Source organism: Gymnodinialimonas sp. 202GB13-11, assembly GCF_040932485.1.
GTDB lineage: Bacteria > Pseudomonadota > Alphaproteobacteria > Rhodobacterales > Rhodobacteraceae > Gymnodinialimonas > Gymnodinialimonas hymeniacidonis.
Genome location: NZ_JBFRBH010000001.1, coordinates 3,419,274 through 3,444,071, shown reverse-complemented (window position 1 = coordinate 3,444,071; position 24,798 = coordinate 3,419,274). Strand labels below are relative to the sequence as shown.

The window sequence follows — 24,798 nt, the reverse complement described above, 5'->3', positions numbered from 1 at the left end:
CCGCAGCAACACTGCGCGGGAGGGCGCCATGCGTATTCTTAGAAATATCCTGATCGGTCTTGTTGGCCTTGCGGCGGTTCTGGCGATTGTCGGAATGTTCCTGCCGCGCCATGTGATTGTAGAACGAGAGCTGGTCGTCGATGCCCCGCCGGAAGCCGTGTTCCCGCATGTCAGCTCGCTTCAGGCTTTTGCGGAATGGTCGCCTTGGGGCGATCTCGATCCCGATATGCAAGTCGCCTATTCCGGACCGGACACTGGCGTTGGAAATGTGATGGAATGGACGTCTGAGCACCCGAATGTTGGTAATGGGCGGCAGGAGATCGTCGAAATTGCAGAGAATGAAAGCGTTCGGACGGAGTTGGACTTCGGCGATATGGGAACGGCAGAGGCTTGGTGGCGTTTGGTGCCCGAGGGTGATGGAACCCGCGTCGTTTGGGGACTGGACGCTGACATGGGCGGTGGCCCCATTGGGCGCTGGTTCGGCCTGATGATGGATGGCATGGTTGGCGCGGATTACGAACGCGGCCTCGCCCGTCTGCAAGAGACCGTCGAAAGCTGATTTAACCACGGCTTAACCGGAATCACGGTGGGATGGCGGCATGGATATGTCCGCCCCCATTGCTATTGATCTGCCCCCAAATGCGCTTGCCGCATTGCGATCCCGCGCACGGGCTGAGCAGATGTCACCTGCCACCCTTGCGCACAAGATACTCGTACAGGCCCTCGCCCCGCAAATACGCGCTGCGAGGACGCCCGAAAGGGCGGAGGAGGAGCGCAATCAACCCCTCCTCCGCCGCTTGCGCGCCCTGCTCGCAGATGACTTGGCCGATGCATCGGATTGGGACGATCTGCAGGACCGGCTTGCCATGCATGGTTACACCCTCCGTGAACGGGATGGCGGCATCGCGCTCTACTGCACGACTACCGCCGCGCGCATTTGCCAAGCATCAGACCTTAGCTCGTCTTACGCCGACTTGATCGACAAATTCGGTGCGGCTTTTCCCAATCTCGCGCAAACAGAATTGGCCCGGCGCGTGTTGCACCGGGCCGAGATCGGGGGCCATCCTGATCTGTTCCCCGACCTGATCGAGGATGAGGGAGAGGTCATCCTGATCGAGGACGATTAAGGTCGCCAGTCGAGGATCTGACCTTCAGGGAACTCGAACTCCGCCTGCAGTTCGATGAGGGCCTCTTCGCCAGCCGCAACAACCAGGTCCCACGCATGGACGCCACGTTGATCGTCTACATCCTGCTCGGACGGGCGCGGGCTAAGGGTCACATCAAGTTCCAGATCCTCTTGTTCGGCGAAGGGCACAGCGTAGAGAATACGAACCTCTTCCGCTTCCCTGCCGGAATTGGTCACGCCAAAGGCCAGCTCGCGCACTTGCGTAGTAGAGGTCGTGAACAAGCCACGATCGCCCTCCGCCAGAGACCGATCAATCCAACGCAGTTGCAGGTGATCCAGCGGGCCAAAGCCCATTTCCACATCCGCGCCGGATGCGATCAAGGGCAGATACCCTTCGCCCATCAAGGCGCCGTCGCGGAAGAACACGGCCTCACCCGGCAGGATCGGCTCACCAATGGTGTTCTCCACCTGCGCCACTAGGAACGCGGTCGCATCGTGGCGTGGCACGGCGCGGTTTTCCATCTCTGTGTCGAACGTCTGGGTGTCGAACGGCAGGATCGCCTGCCCTGAAGGTCCAACGGACACCGGAGCGCTGTAGGGGTACGAGATGGACAAACCCGCAAATTCGGCGCCCGATACGCCTTCCTCCACGATGACGACCGGTTCCATCGCAGGCGCTACCGCACCGGCGATCAGGGATTGTGGCTCAATTCGGCTTTCAGCCATATCTTCCGCTGCCCCAAAGACTTGAAGGCCGCTGAAACTTCCGCCTGAATTGGGGTCGACGATCCGCGCCGGGATCGAGGACAATTCCGTCGCCCGCCGCTCTCGTCCCGGGGTCGCGGTCGAGAACGTTACAGCGACATCGTCCCAAGCGGCGGAACCGCTTGTCTGCAAAACGATGAACCGCTCCATCTCCATCACGCCGGTCTCGGAGTCGAGCTCCAGTTCATAGCTTGGGCTCCAGCCGGCGCCTTGGGTCATGTAGTTGAGCTCAAAAGCCAGTTCGCCTTCCTCGGCAACTTCAACGTCGATGGCATAGGCCGTGATCTGAGTGCCAAGCGGGCGCAGCGCCTGCAGCGCCAGGATGGCCAGGTTCACGTCTGCCTGAGCTTCCGTAACGGCCTCAGCCAAATCCCGACGAACGACCTGTGCGGCTTGACGTTCTTGCGAAAGTCGCTCCGTTTCAGCACCAAGGGTCGCCAGGAATTGCGGCACCAGGGTTGGGTCTTCGGGCATGGCCACGCCATTCTCGCCCCCGCGCAGGATCGCGGCGACGTAGGTTTGTTGGGTTTCGATTGCACGGATCGCGGCATCTGCCTCAACCAACGCATCCTGCGCGGCCTGCAGCGCATCTTCTGCGGCCTCAACTCCAGCGCGAGCATCGGCCTGAGCTGGTGTATCCAGCGTGCCATCCTCAATCGGGTGGTTCCATAATTGCTGCGGGATACCGAGGCGCATGCCATCGGCGGTGGAAATCTGCGGCAGGCGCGCCTCGTGGAGGTCGGGCATCGCGACGATCAGGCGGTGTTGGCCGGCGGGCAGCGTGACGGCTCCGGTGCGCGTGACCTCAGCACCGTCGGCGTAGATCAGCGCCTCGGACAGATGGGCGCGGACAAGGACATCCTCGGCGTGGGCGGCCAGTGGAAGCGTGGCGCAAATGGCGGTGGTCAGGAAAAGGCGTTTCATCAGGGGCAGTCCTTCACGTGAATATCTTGGTACAATCGGCCGTGTGGCACCACCAAACAAGGTGGGGAAACCCGGCCCGGTGGGAGGGTCGATATGCAGTAAGACGGGGCCCGAGGGCCGATCCTTGGGTGAGCCACAAAAAAGTGGGTGCTCACGCGTGAGCACCCACCTTAAGTCTCTGTTCTTAAATCATTTTCGGGAAAAGGCTAACAGTTTGTTAACCCCAGAAATTACTGCGATTAGCCCTTTTTCAACACCCGCTTGCCCAGGGTCTCAGCAATCTGCACCGCGTTCAACGCAGCCCCTTTGCGCAGGTTGTCGGACACGCACCACAGGTTCAGGCCATTCTCAATCGTCGAGTCCTGACGGATACGGCTGATGAACGTCGCGTAGTCACCCACGCACTCCACCGGCGTGGTGTACCCACCATCCTCGCGCTTATCGACAACCAGAATGCCCGGTGCCTCGCGCAGGATGTCGCGGGCCTCATCTTCATCGAGGAAGTCTTCGAACTCGATATTCACGGCCTCAGAATGGCCCACAAAGACCGGCACACGCACGCAGGTCGCGGTGACCTTGATGGACGGGTCGACGATCTTCTTCGTCTCGACGACCATCTTCCATTCTTCCTTGGTGGTGCCGTCTTCCATGAACACGTCGATCTGCGGGATCACGTTGAACGCGATCTGACGCTGGAACTTCGACGGCTCCTTCTCCTGACCCGGGACATACATGCCCTTGGTCTGGTCCCACAGCTCATCCATGCCTTCTTTGCCGGCCCCGGAGACGGACTGATAGGTGCTGACGACAACGCGCTTGATCTTCGCGCGGTCATGCAGCGGCTTGAGCGCCACAACCATCTGCGCGGTCGAGCAGTTGGGGTTGGCGATGATGTTCTTGTTGTGCACCTGATCGACGGCTTCCGGGTTCACTTCCGGCACGACCAGCGGGATTTCCGGGTCGTAGCGGTAGAGCGAGGAGTTATCGATCACGATGCAGCCCGCCTTGGCGGCCTTGGGCGCGTATTTCTTGGTCGCGTCCGAGCCGATGGCAAAGAGCGCGATATCCCAACCATCGAAGTCGAACGTGTCGAGATCTTTGGTGGTCAGGGTTGTGTCACCGAAGCTGCACTCGGTTCCCAGCGAGCGACGCGACGCCAAGGCGACGATCTCATCAACGGGAAACTGGCGCTCGGCCAGGATGTTCAGCATTTCGCGGCCCACATTGCCCGTGGCGCCAGCGACGACGACTCGGTAACCCATAGTATCGTTCCTTTCGAATGGGACGCGCGGGCTTTACGCCATGCGTCGGGGCAAGGAAAGAGGGGCAAAGACAAGATCACTGAAGGGTGTGATCAGTGACGGTGATATTGTGAGGGCAGCCCCCGACCCTGGGTGGGGGTGAAGCCCCCTCCCGGGGGTAGGGTCGGGGGCTGCCGGGCCTGCAGCCGGGCGGACCGTGGCCAAAGCAAACGCTTGACTTATCCCCGGCCCTGCCCCATTGCCTCCCAGCGATGCTGCACTGCCGCGTGAGCAGTCGCCCGAAAAGCCGGGCCCACAGCACCGATAGAATTTCCCCAGACCCCCATCACGCAGGGCTCTGACGATCGGCGGATGAGCCGCCCGGTCGCACCCTCGTATGGCCACAGCCTTGTGGCCCCCTGGCTTGTGTCATCCGATGCAGGCCCGAAAGGACATGTATTGTTTGATTTCGACATGCTCGGCCTGAAACCGAGCCTTTCCAAAGCCCTGAAGGAAAACAACTTCAAGGAACCCACGCCGATCCAGAACCAAGCGATCCCGCTTGCGCTGGATGGGCACGACATTATGGGCCTTGCCCAAACCGGCACCGGCAAGACCCTGGCTTTTGGCCTGCCGCTGATTGAGCATCTGCTTGGCCTCCACGGCAAGCCCGAGCCGAAAACAGCGCGAGCGCTGATCCTGGCGCCAACGCGAGAGTTGGTGAACCAGATTGCCGACAACCTTAAGGTGTTCACCCGCAACACGCCTGTGAAAATTGGCACGGTTGTGGGCGGGCAAAGCATCAACCGGCAGATCAACATGCTGTCGCGCGGGACCGACATTCTCGTCGCCACGCCGGGCCGGTTGATCGACCTGATGGAACGTAAGGCGATCCGTCTGGATACCGTGCGCCATCTGGTACTGGACGAGGCCGACCAGATGCTGGATCTCGGTTTCATCCACGCGCTGCGCAAGATCGCGCCCGCGCTCGGAACGCCGCGGCAGACCATGCTGTTCTCGGCCACGATGCCCAAGCAGATGGAAGAGCTGTCGCAATCCTACCTGAACAATCCCAAGCGGGTGCAGGTTTCGCCCCCGGGCAAGGCGGCGGACAAGATCACGCAAAGCGTACGGTTCATGTCGAAGCCGGAAAAGGGCGATGCCCTGCGGGAGATCCTGCGCAACGATCCCGAGGCACTGGTGCTGGTCTTTGGCCGCACCAAGCATGGGTGTGAAAAGCTGATGAAGGGCCTTGTGGCGGACGGGTTCAACGCGGCCTCGATCCACGGCAACAAGTCGCAAGGCCAGCGCGACCGCGCGATCAAGGCGTTCCGTGAAGGTTCGGTGAAGATCCTTGTGGCGACCGATGTGGCAGCGCGGGGGATCGACATTCCCGACGTGGCTTACGTGATCAACTACGAGCTTCCCGATACGCCCGACAACTACGTGCACCGCATTGGCCGGACCGCGCGCGCGGGTCGTGAGGGCGAGGCGATTGCCTTAGTCTCCGCCGAAGAGGTCGATCTGCTGAAGGATATCGAGAAGCTGATGAAGATCAGCATTCCGGTGGCCTATGGCGAACGTCCCGAGGCCGTGAAGGTCGAAAAACCACAACGCGGCGGGCGTCGTCGTGGTGGCGGCGGTGGTGGTGGCCAACGCAACCGCGGGCCGAAACCGGCCAATGCAGATGGAAAACCACGCCGTCCGCGCCGGAACCGGCGTCGGAAGCCTGCAGCCTAAGCCTCTTTCGAAAAGGCATAGAAGGCAAGCCCGGCAAGGATTGCAGCCGCGAACAGAGCAAAGAGCACTCCGTACGCGGCTTGCGGCCCCATCAAGCCCGACAACACGCCGTGGGTGGGACCTGAGGCAAACTGCATCACACCGGCCCCGCCCATCCCAAACAGGTTCAAAAGGGCTACGCCGCGCCCGGTCAGGTGCGGCGGCAGGAAACTTCGACCATGCGCCATGACGGCTGGATAAGATGCGCCAAACAGACCGATAGCGGCGAAGACCATCACGGAGGCGCCGACCGAAGCGGGAGGGGCCAGGAACAGGAACAGGCACAAACCCGCAACGGTAAGGTTCCCCGCGAAGATCGCCCATTTGCGGCTGGGGACCAACCTGTCGATTGGGCCGTAGACGAAATTGCCCACGACCATGGCCAGCCCCATGACAAGCGTCGCCGTGCCGATCTGTTCCAGCGATGCACCAAAGCGGTCCGTGATGTAGGGGCTGATCCAAAGGCCGCGAATGCCCGCCATGGGCGCGTAGCAGATGAACATTCCAATCAGGATCGGCCAGAGGGCACGGATGCGGAGGAGCTCGGTGAAGGACCCATGCGCCTCGTCCTGCGGTTTGGCCGGATCGCGGACGCAGAGGCCAATGCCCATCGCAATGATCGCGGTGAAGGCGGCGGTGGCCCAAAGCGTCTCTCGCCAACCGATGGCCTCTACCAGTGCCGCGAGCGGCGCGGCGGACAGCAGGTTGCCGAGGGACGAGATGCCGACCGTGACGCCCGCAAGCGTGCCGAACACGGCCAGCGAGAATGTGCGGGCGAAGATGAAGTAGGACGACATCAGGATCGGGGCGCAGCCGATGCCGATCATCGCCATAGCGAGCGTGATCATCCATGGTGCTGAGGCGATGGCGAAGACAACACAGCCACCCACTGCCCCGAGTGTGAACAACGCGAACGATGTGCGGCGCGGGCCAATGGTGTCGAGCGCCCAACCGACTGGCAGCTGCATCAGCGCAAAAGCTGCGAACCAGAGGCCGGAGGCTCGGGCGAGATCCGCCGTGGTCGTGCCGATATCCTCCGCCAAGGCGGGGCTGAGCACGGCGAGAAACGCCCGGAAAAATTGGCTGAGGCAATAGGCGATGATCAGAAAGGCCAAGCCCGCGCGCATGATGGCCTCCGTCCGCTTTCGGCCCGTCACCAAGCAGACTGACGTTCCCGCCTCACAGCTGCAAGCGCTCTTGTATCTGATTATTTTTGTCGGAAACATCTTGACCACCGCTCAAGACTCAGGTTCAAAGCGTCTGACTGTTTTAGTCAGGAACATGTAGGAGCAATCCATGACCCGCACGCTGACCGCCCTTCTTGCCACAACAATTGTCGTTTCCGCCGCCACTGCGGCACAGGCGCAGGAGCTGAACCTCTACTCTTCGCGCCATTATGAAACGGATGAACGGCTCTATTCCGACTTCACCGATTTGACCGGCATCACGATCAACCGGATCGAAGGCAACGCGGACGAGCTGATTGCCCGTATGGAAGCCGAGGGCGCGAACAGCCCCGCTGACGTTTTTCTGACCGTCGACACCAGCCGCCTGCAACGCGCGGCTGATATGGGCCTTTTGCAGGCCGCCGACAGCGATGTGCTGGCCGAACGTATCCCAGCAAACCTGCGCGATGATGACAACCTGTGGTTCGGCTTCAGCCAGCGCGCGCGGATCATCTTCTACGATACCGCCGATGTCGAAAACCCGCCGCAGACCTACGTCGACCTTGCCGACCCGGCCTATGAGGGCATGGTTTGTCACCGCTCGTCCGGCAACGTTTACTCGCAGACACTGCTGTCCGCGATCATCGAGCATTACGGCGAAGAAGCCGCCCGCGAATGGGCCGCCGGTGTCGTGAACAACTTCGCCCGTGATCCGCAGGGCGGCGACACAGACCAGTTGCGCGGCCTCGTCTCCGGTGAATGCGATATCTCGATTTCGAACACCTACTACTTCGCGCGTGCAATCCGCCGCGATGTGGAAGGCCTGAACGAAGCCGACCGCGCCCAGATTGGCTGGGTCTTCCCGGATCAGGGCGGCAATGGCGCACATATGAACCTGTCCGGTGGTGGCATCGCCGCAAATGCGCCGAACCCAGATGCCGCTGTTGCGTTCCTCGAATACCTCGCCTCGGATCAGGCACAGCAGTATTTCAGCGCGGGCAACGATGAATATCCTGCTGTGCCCGGTGTGCCGATTGCAGAGGCTCCGGCCTCACTGGGTGAGTTCGAAGCGGATGATGTCGACCTTGCCGCCGTGGCCGAAAACGTGCCGCTTGCACAGGCGATCTTCAACGACGTTGGTTGGGAATAAGCCCCCCTCAACCACGTACAAAGCGGGCGTCCCTAACCGGGCGCCCGTTCTTCGTTTTGGAGCCGTGCAGTCCACAGCATTACTGGCACCATCGCTGCGCTGATAAACAGGCACCACAGGCCCTGCGCGATGCCTTGGTCTGGGTAAGTCACGCCAAGGTCGATCACCCACCCTGTCAGCCCCGGCCCGATGGCGGTGGAGACAACCATGATCGCCGTCGCAATCGCACGAACCGAACCCAGATGATCCGTGCCGAAAAGCGTCGGCATGAGCGTGCCACCAAGCGTCGCCGCGATGCCTTGAGTGACACCGACAAGGGCCAGCGCCACGGCCCATCCCATTGGAGTTTCAGCCGGGCCGATCAGAAACATACCAATGGCCATGGGGATCAACGCAAACGGCAACAGCCGCGCGGGGCCGAAGCGGTCGGCGAGGCTACCAGACAAAAACCCCATGGTGACGCTGGCGATGGCGTAGCTGGAATAACTGGAGCCAAGGTCAATCAGGTTCCAACCTTTGACCTCGGCCACATGAACCGCGTGGAAGAAGACGACCGTGCCGATGAAACCCGGTGTCAGCAAGAAAGGGATGAAAGCGTAGAAGAGCGGATGTGACAGAACCTCGGACCGCGTCCAGTGTTTGCCGTAAAGACCCGGCGCGCCACGCCCCCCGTTCGAGCCTTTCGGCGCGCGGTCTTGTGACAGCAACAGGACAAGCAGCGGGATCAGGACCAGCACGATCACTGCCGCCGTCACCCCCCACGTCGCGCGCCAGCCGATGGTGGCAACAACGGCAATCACGAGCAGCGGCAGCAGAGCCTCCCCCACCGGATAGCCTAGATTGGTGATCGCCATAGCCCGCCCCCGCGTGGCGACGAACCAACGCGCCATGGCGGTGGCCTTCATGTGGGTCATCATCCCCTGCCCGCAGAACCGCAGCAAGAAGACGGTGATGACCAAAATCCACACGCTTTGGCCCACCGCCATCAGAACGGCAGCGATGGCAAGGAATGCAGCTACGATCACCGCCAGCCGGGACAGCCGCATCGTGTCAGCGCGGCCACCAAGCGCAATCAGAAGGGCTGCGGAACTGAGCGTGGCGATGGTGTATATGCCGCCCCATTGGCCGTCCGTCAGCCCATAGGCCGCACGGATTTCACCAGCGAAAAGCGCGATGAAATAGGTCTGCCCAAAGGACGAGCCAAGCGACAGGAGAAGCCCGGTGGCAAGCCAACGGGCATTCTCCCGAACGAAGCTCACAGGATGGTCCGCTCAATCACCCAATAGGCGCCGATGGCCGCGATGCCGAGCGAGGCGGGAATGGCGATGCCCTTTCGGTACCAGTGTTTCGACATGAACCAACCGACGAGGGCAAAGGCGATGGCGACGACGGCGATCTGGCCGAACTCCACGCCGATGTTGAAGCCAATCAGGGCGACGGCAAACCGCTCGGATGCGATCCCGTAGTCGCCCAGCACGCTGGCAAAACCAAGGCCGTGCAGAAGGCCAAACGCAAAGACCAAGGCCGTGCGACCCCGCGTACTGCCCCATCCTAGGGTGTTTTCTATCCCGACGAAGACAATCGTGGCGGCAATCATCGGCTCCACAATGCTAGCGGGGATGCTGACGATGTTGGTGGCGGCGAGCGCCAGTGTGATGGTGTGGGCGACGGTAAATGCGGTGATTTGAAACAAAAGGGGCCGCAACTGCGTGGCAAAGAAGAAGAGGCCCAGCACGAACAGGATGTGATCGAGGCCGAGAGGAATGATATGTTCGAACCCCGCCCCGATATAGCGCAGGAAAACCGCGCCCGCGCCTTCGTTGAGGACTTCAGCCCGGGGAAGTTCGGGGGTCAGTTCGCCACCGTCAAGAAACCCTTCATAGGCTTCCTCACCGCCGCCGACTTGCCGGGGGATGAATGTGCCGAATTGCGGGGCGAGGCCGATTTGCACACCCGCATCGCCTTCCGGAAGGGCGGCGGTGATGGTCAGCAGGCTGTCGCGGGGCAATTCAACATCGCCCACCGGCGGGATCTGCACGGCGGAAATCTCCGGCGACAGGCGCTCACCGGCGGACTCCATGATGAACCCTTCGCTGATGCGGGGCCAAGCGTCACGCAAGGCGGCCTCCAACGCATCGGGGTCAAGGCCACGCAAACGGTCATAGACAGCGGCCTCGGGCGCGTCGTTGGTGTTTTCGATTTCGCTCAGGTCGATGCCGGCAATCAGGGTCTCAAGCGTGATGCGCAGGCTCATCGTCACATCGGCTTCGCCCACCTCGATATCCGCGATGGTGGGGCGGATCTCATGTGCAGTGGCTGGCACAACCGTGAACAGAACGGCGATTGACAACAGCACGCGCCAAAGCATCGTTACAGCACTCATTCGGAAGGACCCTTTATGAAACCCCTGTTTCTCGCCGCGACACTTGCGCTTCTGGCGCTGACTGACAAGGGCGCGGCCCATGAATTCTGGATTGATCCGGAGGCGTATACGATCAACCCGGGTGAGGTCCTTCTGGCTGATCTGCGCGTCGGTCAGGAATTCGTCGGCTCCGCCATGAGCTATCTGCCGCGTCGGTATGAGACGTTTGTTGTGGTCAACGGCGGCGAGACGCGCGAGGTCGAAGGGCGGATCGGCGACATTCCGGCGCTGAACATGGAGGGGCTGGAGGACGGCCTGGCCGTTGTCGTGCACCAGACCGGGGTGAGCGATCTGACCTGGTCGGAATGGGAACGGTTCCTGAATTTCGCCAATCACAAGGATCTGGGTGACGTGACCGCGATGCACGAGGCGCGCGGCCTGAGCCAGGAGAATGTGCGCGAGGATTACATTCGCTACGCCAAGTCGCTGGTGGCCGTGGGGGATGGCGCAGGCCAAGATACGCGCTTCGGGATGCGGACCGAATTGGTTGCACTGACCAATCCATACGCAGAGGATTTCGAGACCGGTGAGATGGCCATGGAGCTTTGGTACGACGACGCGCTCCAGCCCGATTACCAGGTCGAGCTGTTTGCAATGGACGCAGACGGCAATGTCGAAATCACCCTCCACCGCACCGACACGGAAGGTGTCGTTTACTTGCCGGTTGAACCCGGCATGACCTACATGGCTGATGCCGTCTTCCTCGAAGCAGTGGAACCAGAGGCCGAAGGCGATGCGATCTGGGTGACGCATTGGGCCAACATGACCTTCGCCATGCCGGAGTGACCTTGTAGCCCAAGCCCCAAGGCGCTAATCCACAGCTCGACCGAAGGAGAGCGCCCATGGACAAGTTCACCAAGCTGACGGGGATCGCAGCCCCGATGCCCCTGATCAACGTCGACACCGACATGATCATCCCCAAGCAATTCCTGAAAACGATCAAGCGCTCGGGCCTTGGCGTGAACCTCTTCGATGAGATGCGCTATGACGATGACGGGGCCGAGATCGCGGATTTCGTCCTCAACAAGCCCGCCTACCGCGATGCGCAGATCCTTGTGGCCGGTGACAATTTCGGCTGCGGCTCGTCCCGCGAACACGCCCCTTGGGCCCTACTGGATTTCGGCATCCGCTGCGTGATCTCCACCAGCTTTGCCGACATCTTCTTCAACAACTGCTTCAAGAACGGCATCCTGCCAATCGTCCTGCCGGAAGAGGACGTCGCCAAGCTGATGGATGACGCCGAACGCGGCGCAAATGCCGTCATCACGGTCGATCTGGAAAGCCAGACCATCACCGGCCCCGATGGCGGAGAGATCGGCTTTGAAGTCGACGCCTTCCGCAAGCATTGCCTGCTCAACGGCCTTGATGACATTGGCCTGACGTTGGAAAAATCGGCCTCCATCGAGGCCTTCGAAGCACAGGCAGAACAGGCGCGTCCCTGGGTATAAGCCGCAGATGCGGTGATGCAAAACTGTGACAGGTCAGCAGCTTAACCGGCGCGTCTGTGCAACAGGCGCGCCGTTTCAGTTGCGGGGTCGGGCCAAATTGGGCACAAATGTGTCAAAACAATGCCTGCAATATGCGCTCTTCAACCAATTCACATGAAATTGGACGGATCGCACCACGAAGCGGGCCAAAAGGCAGAACAAGATGTCAGCATGAACTGGCATCAGTATTGAGGTAGAAGCGGTGTTCACCAGATTGGTCGGCGCAAGTGTGCGGGCGATTATGATCGTCGTCGTCATTTTGACGCCGTCCCTGCTATCGCCGGGGGCCAACGCTGAAAATGCGCAGGTCATCACTCTTGTCGCTCTTGCCTTCGCCCTTGTCACAGCCTTCGAATATGGCGCGAAATACCCGGGTCTGATCGAATTCCGCGACGCCCCGCCGTTCAATCGCATACGCATCATCGCCCTGTTCCTGATGCTGTTCGGCCTGTCAGTCATCGCGGGCGTCGACCGCGAGGGATCCACGTTGGCCATGGTGATCACGGCGCTTGGGTTCCTTGTGGGCCACGTGCTCGACTTCTCGTTCAGCCCGCTGCGTATGGTCGTGGATAACCTGCCAGCGGGCGTCGACCCGGCCATCGCAGGACAGGTTCAAGCAATGGCAGGCCTGGCCGTTTTGGTCACAATCATCTCGCTCTTCCTGTTTTCGGCCCTGATCCGCACGGGCAACTGGCCCAACCGCGGAACGGCCTTCAATGTCTGGGTCAACCTGCCGACCTTCGACCCGACGGCAGGTGGAGACGTTATCAAAAGGTTGGTCCGCGACGGCCGCGTTAACGTTATCTTTGGAATTTGCAGTCCATTTGTTATCCCTGCGGTGGCGGTGATGGGGGCAAATCAGTTGCAGGTGCCCATCCTCGGCTCATCGCAAACCATGGTCTGGGCCGTAACGCTATGGATGTTCCTACCCCTCAGCCTTGTGATGCGCGGCATGGCCATGTTGCGGATTGCCCGGATGATCCGCGCCCGCCGCGCGCGCCTTGTCGCCAGCGTCGAAGCCGACGCACCTGGTTCGGCTGTACCTTCCTGATCGCTGTGAGCGTGGGAGTTCCCGCGCTCGCCGAACCCCTTCGCCTCGCAACTTTACACACCGAATTGTCTGGCCGTGGTCCCGGCACCGTTCTGCGTGACATCCTGCGGCTTGAGGACGTGCCCGCCGCCACCATCGACATCATCGTTGAAGCGCAGGCCGACATACTCGCCTTGCAGGATGTGGATTTCGATGCCGGTGGCTCGACCATCGGGGCGCTTAGGGACGCCCTGGCGGAACGCGGCCTAGACTATCCATATATCGTTTCGCTCAGGCCCAATTCTGGATGGCCCACTGGGGTTGATATCGACGGCGATGGTCGCACGGACGGGCCGCGTGATGCGCATGGATACGGGCGCTTCAATGGTGAAGGGGGCATGGCGGTTCTGTCGCGTCACCCGATTCGGGAAGTGCGCGATTTCTCAGACCTGCTGTGGCAGGACCTGCCCGATGCGGCTGCGGCCGAAGTTTCGCCCGAGGCCGCCTTGCCGGTGTTGCGCCTTCATTCTGTCGCCGCTTGGGACATCGAGGTGTTGATCGACGGCCAGCCCTTTCGTGTTCTGACCTCCCACGCCTCCGCGCCTGTGTTCGACGGCCCCGAAGATCGCAATGGATTGCGCAACGCTGACGAATTGCGGTTCTGGCATATGTATCTGGATGGCGAATGGACGCCGTCTGGGGAGCCGTTCGAGGCAGAGCATTTCGCCTATATGGGAACACTCAATCTCGACCCAGAGCACGGCGAAGGGCGGCGTTTCGCCCTTCTGGACCTTCTATCTCACCACGCGGTGCAGGACCCTGAACCGCAAAGCCCTTACGGGGCCGCAACGGCGGATTGGGATGATCCCAACCCCGGCGATTTACGGGTGGATTATGTGTTGCCGTCCCGATCGCTGACCGTTCTGGGCTCCGCCGTGATCTGGCCAGAGGACGGGCCGCTGGCCGAAGCGGCGGCTCAGGCCACGGACCATCGGCTGGTTTGGGTGGACGTCGACTTCTGAAGCAACGGCGCGCAGGCGGTCCTCAGCGCTTCCTCCAACGGCGTTGCATTTTGCGTCGACAGCGCGGCTGCACATTCCGCGCTGTGAGGCCGCTGCCAGAGGTAGCGCATCTCGACAATGTGCTTCGCTTCGCTCCAGAACGGGCGCACCAATTGGATCGGCCACCAAGCCATCTGGGATTGGCGCAAGGTTGTGCCGGTAGCGCGTTCGATCGCCTGCGCCAACTCAGCGCCTGTCAGAGTGAATCCTTCGTGCAAAACATCCGTGAAATGCGGCAGCTCATCCAGTCGATCCGCAAGGGATGCACCCGCCTCGGCGAGGTCGGGCAGATAGCCCCACAGGTGCGGCTGATCCAGCGGGCCGGGATAGGTGAAGCGGCCCTTGCGGATCTTGGCGGCAATGATGCGGTCGAACCAGTTGCCCGACGCTTCGGTGTCGATGTAGTCGCCTGCGCGGAGGATCACTGTTTTCACACCCGCTTTGCGGTAGGTGCCCTCCATCTCGCGCCGGATTTGGCCGAGGGGGTTGGTGGCTTTATGGGGCGTGTGTGCCGTGAGGGTTGCAGGGAGATCTGCACCGTACACGTAGATGTTGCCAGGAATCAGGACCGCCGCGCCTGAGGCCTTGGCCGCACTGATAACGGCTTCGGTCTGGGCGGGGATTTCAGCGACCCATCGGGCGTAGGGAATGTTCCACGCGTTGACGATCAGGTCGGCCCCGATCGCCGCATCGGGGAGGGTATCGGTGGCGCGTTTGAAGAGTTTCGTATGCCAGCCATGGCGGGTGAGGGCGGTTGTGATGTGGCGGCCAAAGCGGCCATTGGCGCCGAGGATGAGGGCGGTTTTGGGCATGGGAGCCTCCTTGATGGGTGTCTCCCGTCTCACATTGAGCATTCATCCGTGAATGAACATTGCCAAAGAATGGGCCTCTGCTATTCATTGTTGAATGAGCAACGTGATCGACTGGCCCATGCTGCGCGCGATTTTGGCGGTGGCGGAAGAGGGCTCCATGACCGGGGCGGCGAAGGTTCTGGGCCAAAGCCAGCCCACCATCAGCCGCCTGATCCGCGCCGCCGAGGAGGTGGCCGGTGGATATCTGTTCGAACGCCACGAACGGGGCCTCGTCGCCACGCCGTTCTGCCAGAGCCTGCTCGACGACGCCCGCGACATGCGCGAAAGCCTGCAACGTGCCTCGCTGAAAGTAGCGGGGGAGCAGCCGGGCCTCGACGGGCGCGTGCGCATCACGGCCTCGGTCTACGTCACCACGCATATCCTGCCGCCGATCCTGGCAGGCATCCGCGCGCGATACCCGAGCATTTCTCTGGATGTCGTGGCGAGCGATGCGACGGACAACCTCCTGTTCCACGAGGCCGACATCGCGCTGCGCATGTACCGGCCCACGCAGCTGGATACGGTGACGAAGCATCTGGGCGACCTGCCGTTGGGCCTCTATGCGGCGGCGAGTTACGCCGAGACCCACGGCGTGCCCGAGCACCCTGACGACCTGCGCGAGCACGCGATGGTCGGCTATGACCGCGACGACCGCATCATCCGCGCGATGCGCGAGATGGGGTTCATGGTGACGCGCCGCTGGTTCCAGACCTGCACCGACGATCAGGTGGCCTATTGGAACTTCGTGCTGGCCGGGTGCGGGATTGGCGTGGGGCAGAGGGTTGTGGCCGAGCGGACAGAGGGGATCGTGCGGGTGCTGCCGGAGTTGGAGTTGCCGAGTTTGCCCGTGTGGCTGACGGCGCATCAGCGGTTGCGGCACCAACCGCGGGTCGCCGCGGTGTGGGAGGCGCTGGCGGAGGGGGTTGGTGGGGTGTGTGGGTGAGGCGTTCAGCCGTGCACCGAAGGTTCAACTTGAGCCAAAATCGCCGGAAAGACTTCTTGATGTTGTTCGCTGTTTGCCTTTTAAGCGCATCGCCTGAGAGAAACGCGTTATGTCGGCAAGCGGCAATTTCTGCACGAGAGGCTTTATTCAGCCCATTTAATGGCGCTTCGACCAGCTGGATGTGCCAGCAAGTCCGCTGCTGTGCATTTAGCCGAAAGCCAAGATTTGCAAATGGTTGTGGGCCACAGGTCAGGAAAACGCGCCAACCACATTTGCAAATGCGGTTGCGGCAGTGTGAATCGTTGGGACTGCCATTGTGATTAGGCCAGTAGCGAAGCATACAACACATATCATTCTCGCACCAAAAGCGGTCCGGTCTTCGAATTTGTAGTACAAAGCCGCGATGTCAGCGGTGAAGCTATCGAGCGCTTGATCAACACTATGGCTAAGCGCCGGGTAGGACGACGGGAAGAGTAGCAAATGGATGGCCGCGGTATTTGTCAGTTCTTTGTTCCGATCAAGATTTCTCAACTCCTTTTGTTCCGGGTAATCTGATCGACGATTATACTTCGCAAGAACCTCTGTCTTGGCCCCGCCAAGGTACAGTCCGTCAAGAATTGAAGCTATGATTGAGTACAGATGTCTGACTTCATCGTCAGTGTAGCGCCTACCATACATTCCGCTGTCACTGTCGAAAGGGCTGTTGACCCTAGGCCAGAGATGATGGGGCCATTCACCCTGAGTGTAGCTGTTAACTATCGAGTGAAACCTTAATCGCGTCTGGTGATTTGACATGACATTCTCGTCGAGAGCAGAGTATTGTTCTGCCGTTGGGCTCCTCTTTGCCGTTTTGGGTGCAAACACCGCAAAGACAATCGAACCAAGCGCAAACGCTAAGCTACCCAGGTAGAAGAGCTCCATTCTTATACGAGAAAGGCTATCAAGAAAGGTAGTTGCTTCGTTTTCCAGCGTGTTACCGCCTGAGAAGATCGAAGACAGGACATCGCTCATAACAATCAAGTAGCCCACGACCGGAACCAGGATTGAAAGTCTTGCAATTCTTGAGTTTCCAATCGTGGCAAGCAATGACCAAGGGATCAACACACTCACTGAGTATATGAAACCAGCGACCTTTTCTGCTACCCCTGCAATCGTGATTTTGTAAGTCGAGTAATAGCGTGCCAATGAGTGTCGTCCTATGAAGTGTACCGCTTAGAATTATTTTACGGCAACGTCGGCTTGTCCATAAACTATCTCGAAGTTGAGCAGAGAAAGCCCTCTCAAGAAGCTGCTCTCGTAGTTCGAACCCTTTTGTAACGCGATGAAGTAACGACGCTTTGGTATCGATTATTTCGAGAAGAAGTGGCGTTCGGATATCGTGGCGTTTTTCCGCAAAACCGACATATGTGCTTTTGTTCTTTGCGGGTTAGCAGCGGGCTTGCCTTCCCCGCCATCGATTGGCCTGCCTCGGGCCACCTCTTGGGATCTTCTTGTTGAAAAAGGCCATGCCGGGCAGCGGGCGATTTGGTGAGGCTGGGTGCTTCGTCTATTCGGCGCGATGATTTGGCTGCCATTAAGTGCCACGCGGGACCCTTTGGCTCGCCAGTCCCAGGCCCGTCGATGGCGGGGCTCCGTGGCAGGCGGCGAGCGTAAAGGGTCCCGGGCCGAGGCCCGGTCTACGGTCCGTAATCTTGATCTTCTGGTGGGGGCGGGATACGCGGTGCGCAACTCAGCCATAAGGGATTAGAACCATGTCCGACCGCAGCTTGCTTATCCTTCCCGGTGACGGGATTGGCCCCGAGGTGATGGCCGAGGTGCGGAAGGTGATTGACTGGTTCGGCGCGGCGCGCGGGATCGGATTTACGGTATCGGAGGGGCTCGTTGGAGGGGCCTCGTATGATGCGCATGGGACGCCTCTGACCGATGAGACGATGGCGCAGGCGCAAGAGGTTGATGCGGTGCTGCTCGGCGCTGTGGGCGGGCCTACCTATGACGATCTGGATTTCAGCGTGAAGCCTGAGCGGGGGTTGTTGCGGTTGCGCAAGGAGATGGATCTTTACGCCAACTTGCGGCCTGCGCAGTGCTTTGACGCGCTGGCGGATTTTTCGAGCCTGAAGAAGGACATCGTGTCCGGCCTCGATATCATGATCCTGCGGGAGCTGACCTCGGGCGTGTATTTCGGCGAGCCGCGCGGCATCCACAAGGAAGGCAATGAGCGCGTGGGTGTGAACACGCAGCGCTACACGGAGAGCGAGATTGCGCGGGCGGCGCGGTCTGCGTTCGAATTGGCGCGGCGTCGGAACAACAAGGTCTGTTCCATGGAGAAGGCCAACGTGATGGAGAGCGGCATCCTGTGGCGGGATGTGGTGAACGAGGTGCACGCGGCGGAATATGGCGATGTGGAGCTGAGCCATATGTATGCCGATAACGGCGCGATGCAGTTGGTGCGGGCACCGAAGCAGTTTGACGTGATCCTGACCGATAACCTGTTTGGCGACATCCTGAGCGATTGTGCGGCGATGCTGACGGGCTCGCTTGGGATGCTGCCGTCGGCCTCGCTTGGCGCGCCAATGGAGAATGGGCGGCCCAAGGCGCTTTATGAGCCGGTGCATGGGTCGGCGCCCGACATTACGGGGCAAGGTAAGGCGAACCCGATTGCCTGCATCCTGAGCTTTGCGATGGCGTTGCGGTATTCGTTCGACCTGGGCGATGAGGCGACGCGGCTGGAGCAGGCGGTGGAGCAGGTGCTGGCCGATGGCGCGCGGACTGCAGACCTGATGGGGCCGGAAGGTGGTACGCCGATTTCGACCAGCGAAATGGGTGACGCGATTATCGCGAAGCTGGCGGCTTAAGGTACTCGATTAACCGGGGAAGGCATGGCAGGGTTGGGGCATTCCAACCTTGAGGATTCATTCATGCTTCGTTTTGCTTTTGCCTTTGCCCTGCTCGCCACGCCGCTTCATGCCAACGGATATGCCGTTGGGGACACGTTCGAGGATCCGATGGTCTTGGCGACCGAAGTGTTCGATGGGTTCCTGACGGAAGAAGAGGGTAATCCGGGGGTCGAGGTGGATGTGAGCCTCGATTACTTCGGGAACATGACGATCCTGGTGGCTGAGACGGGGTTTGCCGATGACTCCGTCAGAGGCGTGCGCAACCAGTATGTGCTGGAGCCTGGGGAAGACGGGGTCTGGACGTTGATCTACGCGCACCAGCAGCAGCTCTGCTATCGCGGCGTAAATACCGTGACCTGGCAGGATGGCCTCTGCGTCTGACACGTAAGGTTCTAAATGTCTGCTTCGCTTCGTGGATCCCTTCTGGCGCTGGCCGCTTTCGGCATCTTCGCCACCCATGACGTCCTGATCAAATATTTGGGCGGATCCTACGCGCCGTTCCAGATCGTCTTCTTCTCGGTCCTGTTCGGGTTTCCGTTCGTGACGGTCATGTTGCTGCGGGACGCGACCGAGGCAAATCTGATCCCGAAGCATCCGTGGTGGATTGCCAGCCGGACCTTGGCTGCGGTGATCACCGGATTTTGCGCCTTCTACGCGTTCTCAGTCCTGCCGCTGGCGCAGACTTATGCGATTTTGTTTGCCGCGCCGCTGCTGATCACCTTGCTGGCGATCCCGATGTTGGGGGAGCAGGTGGGCTGGCGACGGGGCCTGGCGGTTTTCGTGGGGCTTGGCGGCGTGTTGGTGGTGTTGCAGCCAGGCCAGACCGAACTGTCCCTTGGCCACGGTGCGGCGCTATTGGCGGCGTGTGGTGGGGCCTATGCCTCACTCGTGGTGCGCAAGATCGGGCGGGAGGAACGCTCGGTCGTGCTGATCCTGTATCCGATGGTCGCGAACTTCGTGCTGATGGGGGCGGCGATGCCGTTTGTGTATCAGTCGATGCCCGGGCTGGACGTAGCCGCCCTTGCGGTTATTGCGGCCCTCGCCCTGATCGCAACCTTCTGCCTCATCCTCGCCTACCGCATGGCCGCAGCCGTGATGGTCGCGCCGATGCAATACTCGCAAATCCTTTGGGCGACGTTGTTTGGGGTGCTGCTGTTTGATGAGGCCCTTGAATGGCCGACCGTCCTCGGATCAGGGATCATCATCGCGTCGGGCATCTACATCGTCTTGCGCGAGGGCAAAGGCGGCGGGTCAGCAACGACGCCTGTATTGCGGACCCGTGCGCGGTTGGGCACGCCCGGGGCGATGCGCATTGCCCCCTTCCTGAGCGATGAGAACCGGGGGCCGCGCGGGCCATCGGACGAGAACTGAAGCCCTTGCCAAGAACGCCCGCCCCCGCTATTCCGCCCGGCACGGTCGGGCTGTGGCGCAGCCTGGTAGCGCACCTGCTTCGGGAGCAGGGGGTCGGAGGTTCGAATCCTCTCAGCCCGACCAGATAGCACCCTCGTTTGCAGCCCTATTGCGCCTGCTTGTGGATTCGCTTTCATGGCGCATGACCCTGATCGCAAGCGGACCGTGAAGATGCATTCCAAAGTGACCCAAACCGATATCGACACCTTCCAGCGGGACGGCGTCGTTGTGATCCGTGGCCTGTTTGACGGGCATGTTGATACGATCCGCACAGGCATTGCGCGCAACATGGCTGACCCCGGGACCTACGCTGCAGAGAACCTGAAACCCGGTGAAGGCGGGCGGTTTTTTGACGATTATTGCAACTGGCAGCGTATCGGCGAGATCGAGGCGGTCACCCGGCAATCGGCAGCCGCGGAGGTTGCTGCGGATTTGATGCGCTCAAACACAGCGCAGCTCTTCCACGATCATGTGCTGGTGAAGGAGCCGGGCACATCGAAGCCCACGCCCTGGCATCAGGATGGGCCGTATTACTTTGTCGGTGGACAACAGACTGTCAGCTTCTGGGCGCCTGTAGATCCGGTGGTAGAGGCGTCCCTAAGGTGCGTTGCAGGCTCTCACTTGTGGGAGAAACCCGTGCTGCCGACACGATGGCTGAACGAGGATAATTTCTATCCCGACGAGAGCGCCTACATGCCCGTGCCGGACCCGGATGCTGAGGGTATGGATATCCGCGAATGGGCGTTGGAGCCGGGTGATGCAGTGGCGTTCAACTACTGGATCCTGCACGGGGCTCGGGGGAATACCTCTGACCAGCGGAGGCGTGCCTTGTCGCTGCGCTTTGTCGGTGATGATGCGCGGTATGTTGAGCGGCCAGGAAAGACCTCTCCACCCTTTCCGGGACACGGGATGCAGGCCGGTGATCGCCTGCGGGAAGACTGGTTTCCGGTCATCTTCCAAAGGGGCTGACACGGCCCGCGCCGCATTGCGGGGTTGCATTGCGGCCTGATCCCGACAAAAACGCCAAGGATTATGGCCAAACGTTACCGCACCCCGTCAGCCTTTCGGCTTGGCAGCCTGTCCTGGCTGATTGCCGGCATGTGCCTGTTGCCGATGTTTGCAGCGGCTTTGGCAGCGTTCACAGGCGGGTTCGAGACGTTTCAGGGCCTATGGAACAGCGTTCTGGACGATTTCGCCATCGCGACGGCGTGGCTGATTGTGCTGGTCGGGACGGGCACGGCGATCATTGGCACAGGTTCGGCCTGGCTGGTCACGGCGACTCGGTTTCCCGGACGCCGATTGTTCGAGATTGCTTTGGCCCTGCCCCTGGCGTTTCCGGCCTATGTGCTGGCCTATGCCTATACCGATTTCCTCGATCATCCGGGCTGGGTGCAGACGACGCTGCGCGATCTGACGGGCTGGGGTCCACGCGACTATTGGTTCCCGGAGATCCGCTCACTTGGCGGGGCGGCGGCGATGCTGACACTCGTGCTCTATCCATATGTTTACCTGCTAACGCGAGCAGCGTTTTTGCAGCAATCCGCCACGGCCTATATCGCGGCACGGACCTTGGGGGCGAGTTCGTGGGGTGCGTTCTTCCGCGTGAGCCTGCCGATTGCGCGGCCTGCCATCGCGGGCGGTGTCTTGTTGGCGCTGATGGAGACGCTGGCGGATTATGGGACGGTATCTTATTTCGGCGTTCGCACGTTCGCTACGGGCATCTATCAGGCCTGGTATTCGTTCTTCGACCGCAGCGCGGCGGCGCAGCTGGCCTTGTGCCTGTTGGTGATCGCGCTTGTGATCGCTGCATTGGAGCGGCGGCAGCGCAAAGATCAGCGGCACCATGCTGCGGGGCGGCGGTTTGAGGCGATGCAGTCGGTTAATCTGACCGGGTGGCAGAGCGTCGGCGCGATTGCGTTTTGCGGGTTGCCGGTGCTGTTGGGGTTCCTTCTTCCTGTGGGGTTGCTGTTGGAGCTTGGATGGCACTCATTCGATAACCTGCTGACCGAGCGGTATCTGGGCTTCCTGCGCAATTCGGTGGTTTTAGCCTTGATCGCGGCAGTAGTGACGGTCGCGGCAGCGGTGTTGTTGGGCTTCAACGCGCGGCTGCATCCGACGCCGGCGGCCAAGGCCTCGATCCGGGTGGCCGGGCTTGGCTATGCGGTGCCAGGCGGTGTGATCGCGGTGGGGCTGCTGGTGCCGTTCGCGGCCTTTGACAATGCGCTGGATGGGTTCATGGAGGCGCGGTTCGGGATTGATACGGGACTGCTGATCACAGGCTCGATCTGGCTACTGGTAGCCGCCTATGCGGTGCGGTTCATGGCGGCGGCGTTAAGTGCCTATGATGCAGGTTTGAGTACGATTAACCCGAACGTGGACGCCGTGGCGCGCACGCTAGGGCGCACGCCGCGCAGTATGTTACGGGGGGTGCATTTGCCGATCCTAAGGCCGTCGATCCTGACGGGGCTGTTGATCGTGTTCGTGGACGTGATGAAAGAGCTTCCCGCGACGCTGATCATGCGGCCGTTCAACTACGACACTTTGGCGGTGCAGGCACACAGGCTGGCCGCAGATGAGCGGTTGGGTGAGGCAGCCGTGCCGTCGCTGGTTATCGCAGCAGTTGGGTTATTGCCGGTTGTGGTGCTGTGCGTGGGCCTAGGCCGGGAACGGACCGCACGGCGGTTCGTGCCGGAGCCTGCAGAAGCCTAACCGAGCAAAAAGCACCCGTATTCGGAGTCGATCCGCTGCGCGAGCTGTTCTCCCGTGCGCTGCGAAAGGCGGATCATCGCAGCTGAATTGAAGTCGGCCCCGCCGTTGAACGACGCCTCGGTCCGGGCGCGGATCGTTTCTTCCAGCTGTGTGAAGCCCGCGTCGAGAACCGCAAGAGCCTGTTGCGCGCGTTGGCGGGAATCTGGGCCGGCCGTGCACGTCAGCGTGGTTGGTTCACCATCTCGCGCGCTGATCAGCGTGTGTTGGTCTAGCGGGCCACCGGTGTAGGTGGACGTCGGCGCGCAAGACGCAAGGAGAAGGGCAGCCCCCGTCGCAAAAGCAAAAGGGGCCACCCGTTTCATCACATCATCTCACGCACATCGGTGAGTTTGCCGGTTACAGCGGCCGCTGCCGCCATTGCGGGCGACATCAGGTGGGTGCGACCGCCGCGGCCTTGGCGGCCTTCGAAGTTGCGGTTGGACGTGGCCGCGCAGCGTTCGCCGGGTTGGAGCTGGTCTGGGTTCATGGCGAGGCACATGGAACAGCCTGCGAGGCGCCATTCGAAGCCGGCTTCCTTGAAGATGTCGGCGAGTCCTTCCTCTTCCGCCTGCGCACGCACAAGGCCCGAGCCGGGGACAACCATGGCGCGTTTCACGGCGACCTTTTTGCCCTTGAGGATCTCAGCCGCAGCGCGGAGGTCTTCGATGCGGCCATTGGTGCAGGACCCGATGAAGACTGTGTCGATTTCCACATCGCGCAAAGCGGTGCCGGGGGTCAGGCCCATGTAATCAAGCGAGCGCGCCGCGGCGTCGACCTTGCCGCCGGTGAAGGCTTCGGGTGCGGGCACATCAGCAGTGATCGGCAGGACGTCTTCGGGCGAGGTGCCCCAAGTGACGACTGGCGCGATGTCTTCGCCGCGGATCGTGACGACCTCGTCCCAATGGGCATCATCGTCGGAATAGAGCGTCTTCCACCAAGCCAGCGCGGCTTCCCACTGCGCACCTTTCGGGGCGTGAGGGCGGCCCATGCAGTATTCGAATGTCTTCTCGTCCGGGGCGATGATGCCTGCGCGGGCGCCACCTTCGATGGCCATGTTGCAGACGGTCATGCGGCCTTCCATGGAAAGATCGCGGATCGCCTCACCCATGTACTCGATGACATAGCCGGTGCCGCCGGCGGTACCGGTTTTGCCGATGACGCTGAGCGTGATGTCCTTGGCCGTGACGCCGGGCGCGAGTTTGCCCGTGATCTCGACCTTCATGTTCTTGGATTTCTTCTGGATCAGCGTCTGAGTGGCCAGAACATGCTCGACCTCAGACGTGCCGATGCCGTGGGCCAGCGCCCCGAATGCACCGTGGGTGGCTGTGTGGCTGTCGCCGCAAACGACGGTCATGCCCGGCAGTGTCCAGCCTTGTTCCGGGCCAACGATGTGCACGATGCCCTGCCGCACGTCAGAGACGGGGTAGTAGTGGATGCCGAAATCCTTGGCGTTCTTGTCAAGCGCGGCGACCTGAATGGCGCTGTCCTCGGTCATATTCTCGGGGTTCTCGCGGCCCGGCGTGGTGGGCACGTTGTGATCCGGCACGGCGATGGTCTTGTCAGGTGCGTGGACCTTGCGACCGGCCATGCGGAGGCCTTCGAAGGCCTGCGGTGAGGTCACTTCGTGGACCAGATGGCGGTCGATGTAGAGAAGGCAGGTGCCATCCTCGGCCTCGTGGGCCAGGTGGGCGTCCCAGATTTTGTCGTAAAGCGTCTTGCCGGTCATGGGTTCAGTCCTTTGTCCGGATGTGTCTGGCAGGTCGAAATCGGAGATTGTGGCGTGGCTTATAGCCCGCCCAGC

General features: G+C 61.1%; 23 protein-coding genes and 1 tRNA gene. 15 read left to right on the top strand and 9 right to left on the bottom strand.

The features are described from left to right. The first annotated feature begins 28 nt into the window (after positions 1–28). Together V8J81_RS17535 and V8J81_RS17530 are read left to right on the top strand one after the other, a co-directional pair. Positions 29–559 carry an SRPBCC family protein gene (locus V8J81_RS17535; protein WP_368477037.1) on the top strand — a complete coding sequence of 177 codons (531 nt, stop codon included), beginning with the start codon at positions 29–31 and terminating at the stop codon, positions 557–559. A 40-nt stretch (positions 560–599) separates the two neighbouring features. Further along, positions 600–1,127 (top strand): hypothetical protein, encoded by a 528-nt coding sequence (locus tag V8J81_RS17530; RefSeq protein WP_368477036.1) that lies wholly within the window; start codon positions 600–602, stop codon positions 1,125–1,127. Here V8J81_RS17530 and V8J81_RS17525 read toward each other — a convergent pair. Further along, positions 1,124–2,815, bottom strand: coding sequence for a DUF4139 domain-containing protein (locus tag V8J81_RS17525; RefSeq protein ID WP_368477035.1), 1,692 nt, complete (start codon positions 2,813–2,815; stop codon positions 1,124–1,126). The genes V8J81_RS17530 and V8J81_RS17525 overlap by 4 nt on opposite strands. A 239-nt stretch (positions 2,816–3,054) precedes the next feature. Beyond that, a complete protein-coding gene (locus V8J81_RS17520) occupies positions 3,055–4,077 on the bottom strand; it encodes an aspartate-semialdehyde dehydrogenase (protein WP_368477034.1) in 1,023 nt (340 codons plus the stop codon). A 438-nt stretch (positions 4,078–4,515) separates the two neighbouring features. On the opposite strand from V8J81_RS17520, the gene V8J81_RS17515 reads away from it, so the two are divergent. After that, positions 4,516–5,796: a DEAD/DEAH box helicase gene (locus V8J81_RS17515; protein WP_368477033.1), complete on the top strand. Its 1,281-nt coding sequence runs from the start codon at positions 4,516–4,518 to the stop codon at positions 5,794–5,796. Here V8J81_RS17515 and V8J81_RS17510 read toward each other — a convergent pair. Beyond that, entirely contained in the window at positions 5,793–6,962 is a 1,170-nt protein-coding gene (locus V8J81_RS17510; protein WP_368477032.1) for an MFS transporter, read from the bottom strand. The two genes, V8J81_RS17515 and V8J81_RS17510, sit on opposite strands and share 4 nt — an antisense overlap. Positions 6,963–7,131: 169 nt before the next feature. On the opposite strand from V8J81_RS17510, the gene V8J81_RS17505 reads away from it, so the two are divergent. After that, entirely contained in the window at positions 7,132–8,151 is a 1,020-nt protein-coding gene (locus V8J81_RS17505; protein ID WP_368477031.1) for an extracellular solute-binding protein, read from the top strand. A 32-nt stretch (positions 8,152–8,183) separates the two neighbouring features. Here the strand turns inward: V8J81_RS17505 and V8J81_RS17500 are convergent, their stop codons facing one another. Both V8J81_RS17500 and V8J81_RS17495 read right to left on the bottom strand, forming a co-directional pair. Next, positions 8,184–9,410 carry an MFS transporter gene (locus tag V8J81_RS17500; RefSeq protein ID WP_368477030.1) on the bottom strand — a complete coding sequence of 409 codons (1,227 nt, stop codon included), beginning with the start codon at positions 9,408–9,410 and terminating at the stop codon, positions 8,184–8,186. Next, on the bottom strand, positions 9,407–10,534 hold the full coding sequence (locus V8J81_RS17495; protein WP_368477029.1) for a HupE/UreJ family protein: 1,128 nt from the start codon (positions 10,532–10,534) through the stop codon (positions 9,407–9,409). Before V8J81_RS17495 ends, V8J81_RS17500 begins: the two co-directional genes overlap by 4 nt. A 15-nt stretch (positions 10,535–10,549) precedes the next feature. On the opposite strand from V8J81_RS17495, the gene V8J81_RS17490 reads away from it, so the two are divergent. The 4 genes from V8J81_RS17490 to V8J81_RS17475 all read left to right on the top strand — a co-directional run bounded on the left by V8J81_RS17490 (position 10,550) and on the right by V8J81_RS17475 (position 14,112). Next, on the top strand, positions 10,550–11,359 hold the full coding sequence (locus V8J81_RS17490) for a DUF4198 domain-containing protein (RefSeq protein ID WP_368477028.1): 810 nt from the start codon (positions 10,550–10,552) through the stop codon (positions 11,357–11,359). A 56-nt stretch (positions 11,360–11,415) separates the two neighbouring features. Then, positions 11,416–12,021: a 3-isopropylmalate dehydratase small subunit gene (gene leuD, locus V8J81_RS17485; RefSeq protein ID WP_368477027.1), complete on the top strand. Its 606-nt coding sequence runs from the start codon at positions 11,416–11,418 to the stop codon at positions 12,019–12,021. 280 nt (positions 12,022–12,301) lie between these two features. After that, the gene (locus tag V8J81_RS17480; RefSeq protein ID WP_368477026.1) at positions 12,302–13,111 is read left to right on the top strand and encodes a hypothetical protein; all 810 of its coding nucleotides are present in this window, start codon (positions 12,302–12,304) and stop codon (positions 13,109–13,111) included. 65 nt (positions 13,112–13,176) lie between these two features. Then, positions 13,177–14,112, top strand: a complete 936-nt coding sequence (locus tag V8J81_RS17475; protein ID WP_368477025.1) for an endonuclease/exonuclease/phosphatase family protein — start codon at positions 13,177–13,179, stop codon at positions 14,110–14,112. On the opposite strand, the gene V8J81_RS17470 is transcribed toward V8J81_RS17475, so the two are convergent. Further along, positions 14,067–14,963: a Rossmann-fold NAD(P)-binding domain-containing protein gene (locus V8J81_RS17470; protein ID WP_368477024.1), complete on the bottom strand. Its 897-nt coding sequence runs from the start codon at positions 14,961–14,963 to the stop codon at positions 14,067–14,069. The genes V8J81_RS17475 and V8J81_RS17470 overlap by 46 nt on opposite strands. 94 nt (positions 14,964–15,057) lie before the next feature. Here V8J81_RS17470 and V8J81_RS17465 point away from each other — a divergent pair, with 94 nt between their 5' ends. Next, a complete protein-coding gene (locus V8J81_RS17465; protein ID WP_368477023.1) occupies positions 15,058–15,945 on the top strand; it encodes a LysR family transcriptional regulator in 888 nt (295 codons plus the stop codon). Positions 15,946–16,194: 249 nt separating this feature from the next. Here V8J81_RS17465 and V8J81_RS17460 read toward each other — a convergent pair whose 3' ends face one another. Then, complete coding sequence (locus V8J81_RS17460) at positions 16,195–17,130, bottom strand: hypothetical protein (RefSeq protein ID WP_368477022.1); 936 nt, start codon at positions 17,128–17,130, stop codon at positions 16,195–16,197. Positions 17,131–17,696: 566 nt separating this feature from the next. Here V8J81_RS17460 and leuB point away from each other — a divergent pair. The 6 genes from leuB to V8J81_RS17430 all read left to right on the top strand — a co-directional run bounded on the left by leuB (position 17,697) and on the right by V8J81_RS17430 (position 22,958). Further along, positions 17,697–18,797, top strand: a complete 1,101-nt coding sequence (leuB, locus tag V8J81_RS17455) for a 3-isopropylmalate dehydrogenase (protein ID WP_368477021.1) — start codon at positions 17,697–17,699, stop codon at positions 18,795–18,797. A 63-nt stretch (positions 18,798–18,860) separates the two neighbouring features. After that, complete coding sequence (locus V8J81_RS17450; protein WP_368477020.1) at positions 18,861–19,220, top strand: hypothetical protein; 360 nt, start codon at positions 18,861–18,863, stop codon at positions 19,218–19,220. 15 nt (positions 19,221–19,235) lie between these two features. Further along, complete coding sequence (locus tag V8J81_RS17445) at positions 19,236–20,210, top strand: DMT family transporter (protein ID WP_368477019.1); 975 nt, start codon at positions 19,236–19,238, stop codon at positions 20,208–20,210. A gap of 46 nt (positions 20,211–20,256) precedes the next feature. After that, positions 20,257–20,333, top strand: a tRNA-Pro gene (locus tag V8J81_RS17440). Positions 20,334–20,420: 87 nt separating this feature from the next. After that, positions 20,421–21,218, top strand: coding sequence for a phytanoyl-CoA dioxygenase family protein (locus V8J81_RS17435; RefSeq protein ID WP_368477673.1), 798 nt, complete (start codon positions 20,421–20,423; stop codon positions 21,216–21,218). Between the two features lie 63 nt (positions 21,219–21,281). After that, positions 21,282–22,958 carry an ABC transporter permease gene (locus V8J81_RS17430; protein WP_368477018.1) on the top strand — a complete coding sequence of 559 codons (1,677 nt, stop codon included), beginning with the start codon at positions 21,282–21,284 and terminating at the stop codon, positions 22,956–22,958. Here the strand turns inward: V8J81_RS17430 and V8J81_RS17425 are convergent. Together V8J81_RS17425 and leuC are read right to left on the bottom strand one after the other, a co-directional pair. Then, positions 22,955–23,320, bottom strand: a complete 366-nt coding sequence (locus V8J81_RS17425; protein WP_368477017.1) for a hypothetical protein — start codon at positions 23,318–23,320, stop codon at positions 22,955–22,957. The genes V8J81_RS17430 and V8J81_RS17425 overlap by 4 nt on opposite strands. Beyond that, entirely contained in the window at positions 23,320–24,723 is a 1,404-nt protein-coding gene (gene leuC, locus V8J81_RS17420) for a 3-isopropylmalate dehydratase large subunit (RefSeq protein WP_368477016.1), read from the bottom strand. Before leuC ends, V8J81_RS17425 begins: the two co-directional genes overlap by 1 nt. Positions 24,724–24,798 lie beyond the last annotated feature (75 nt).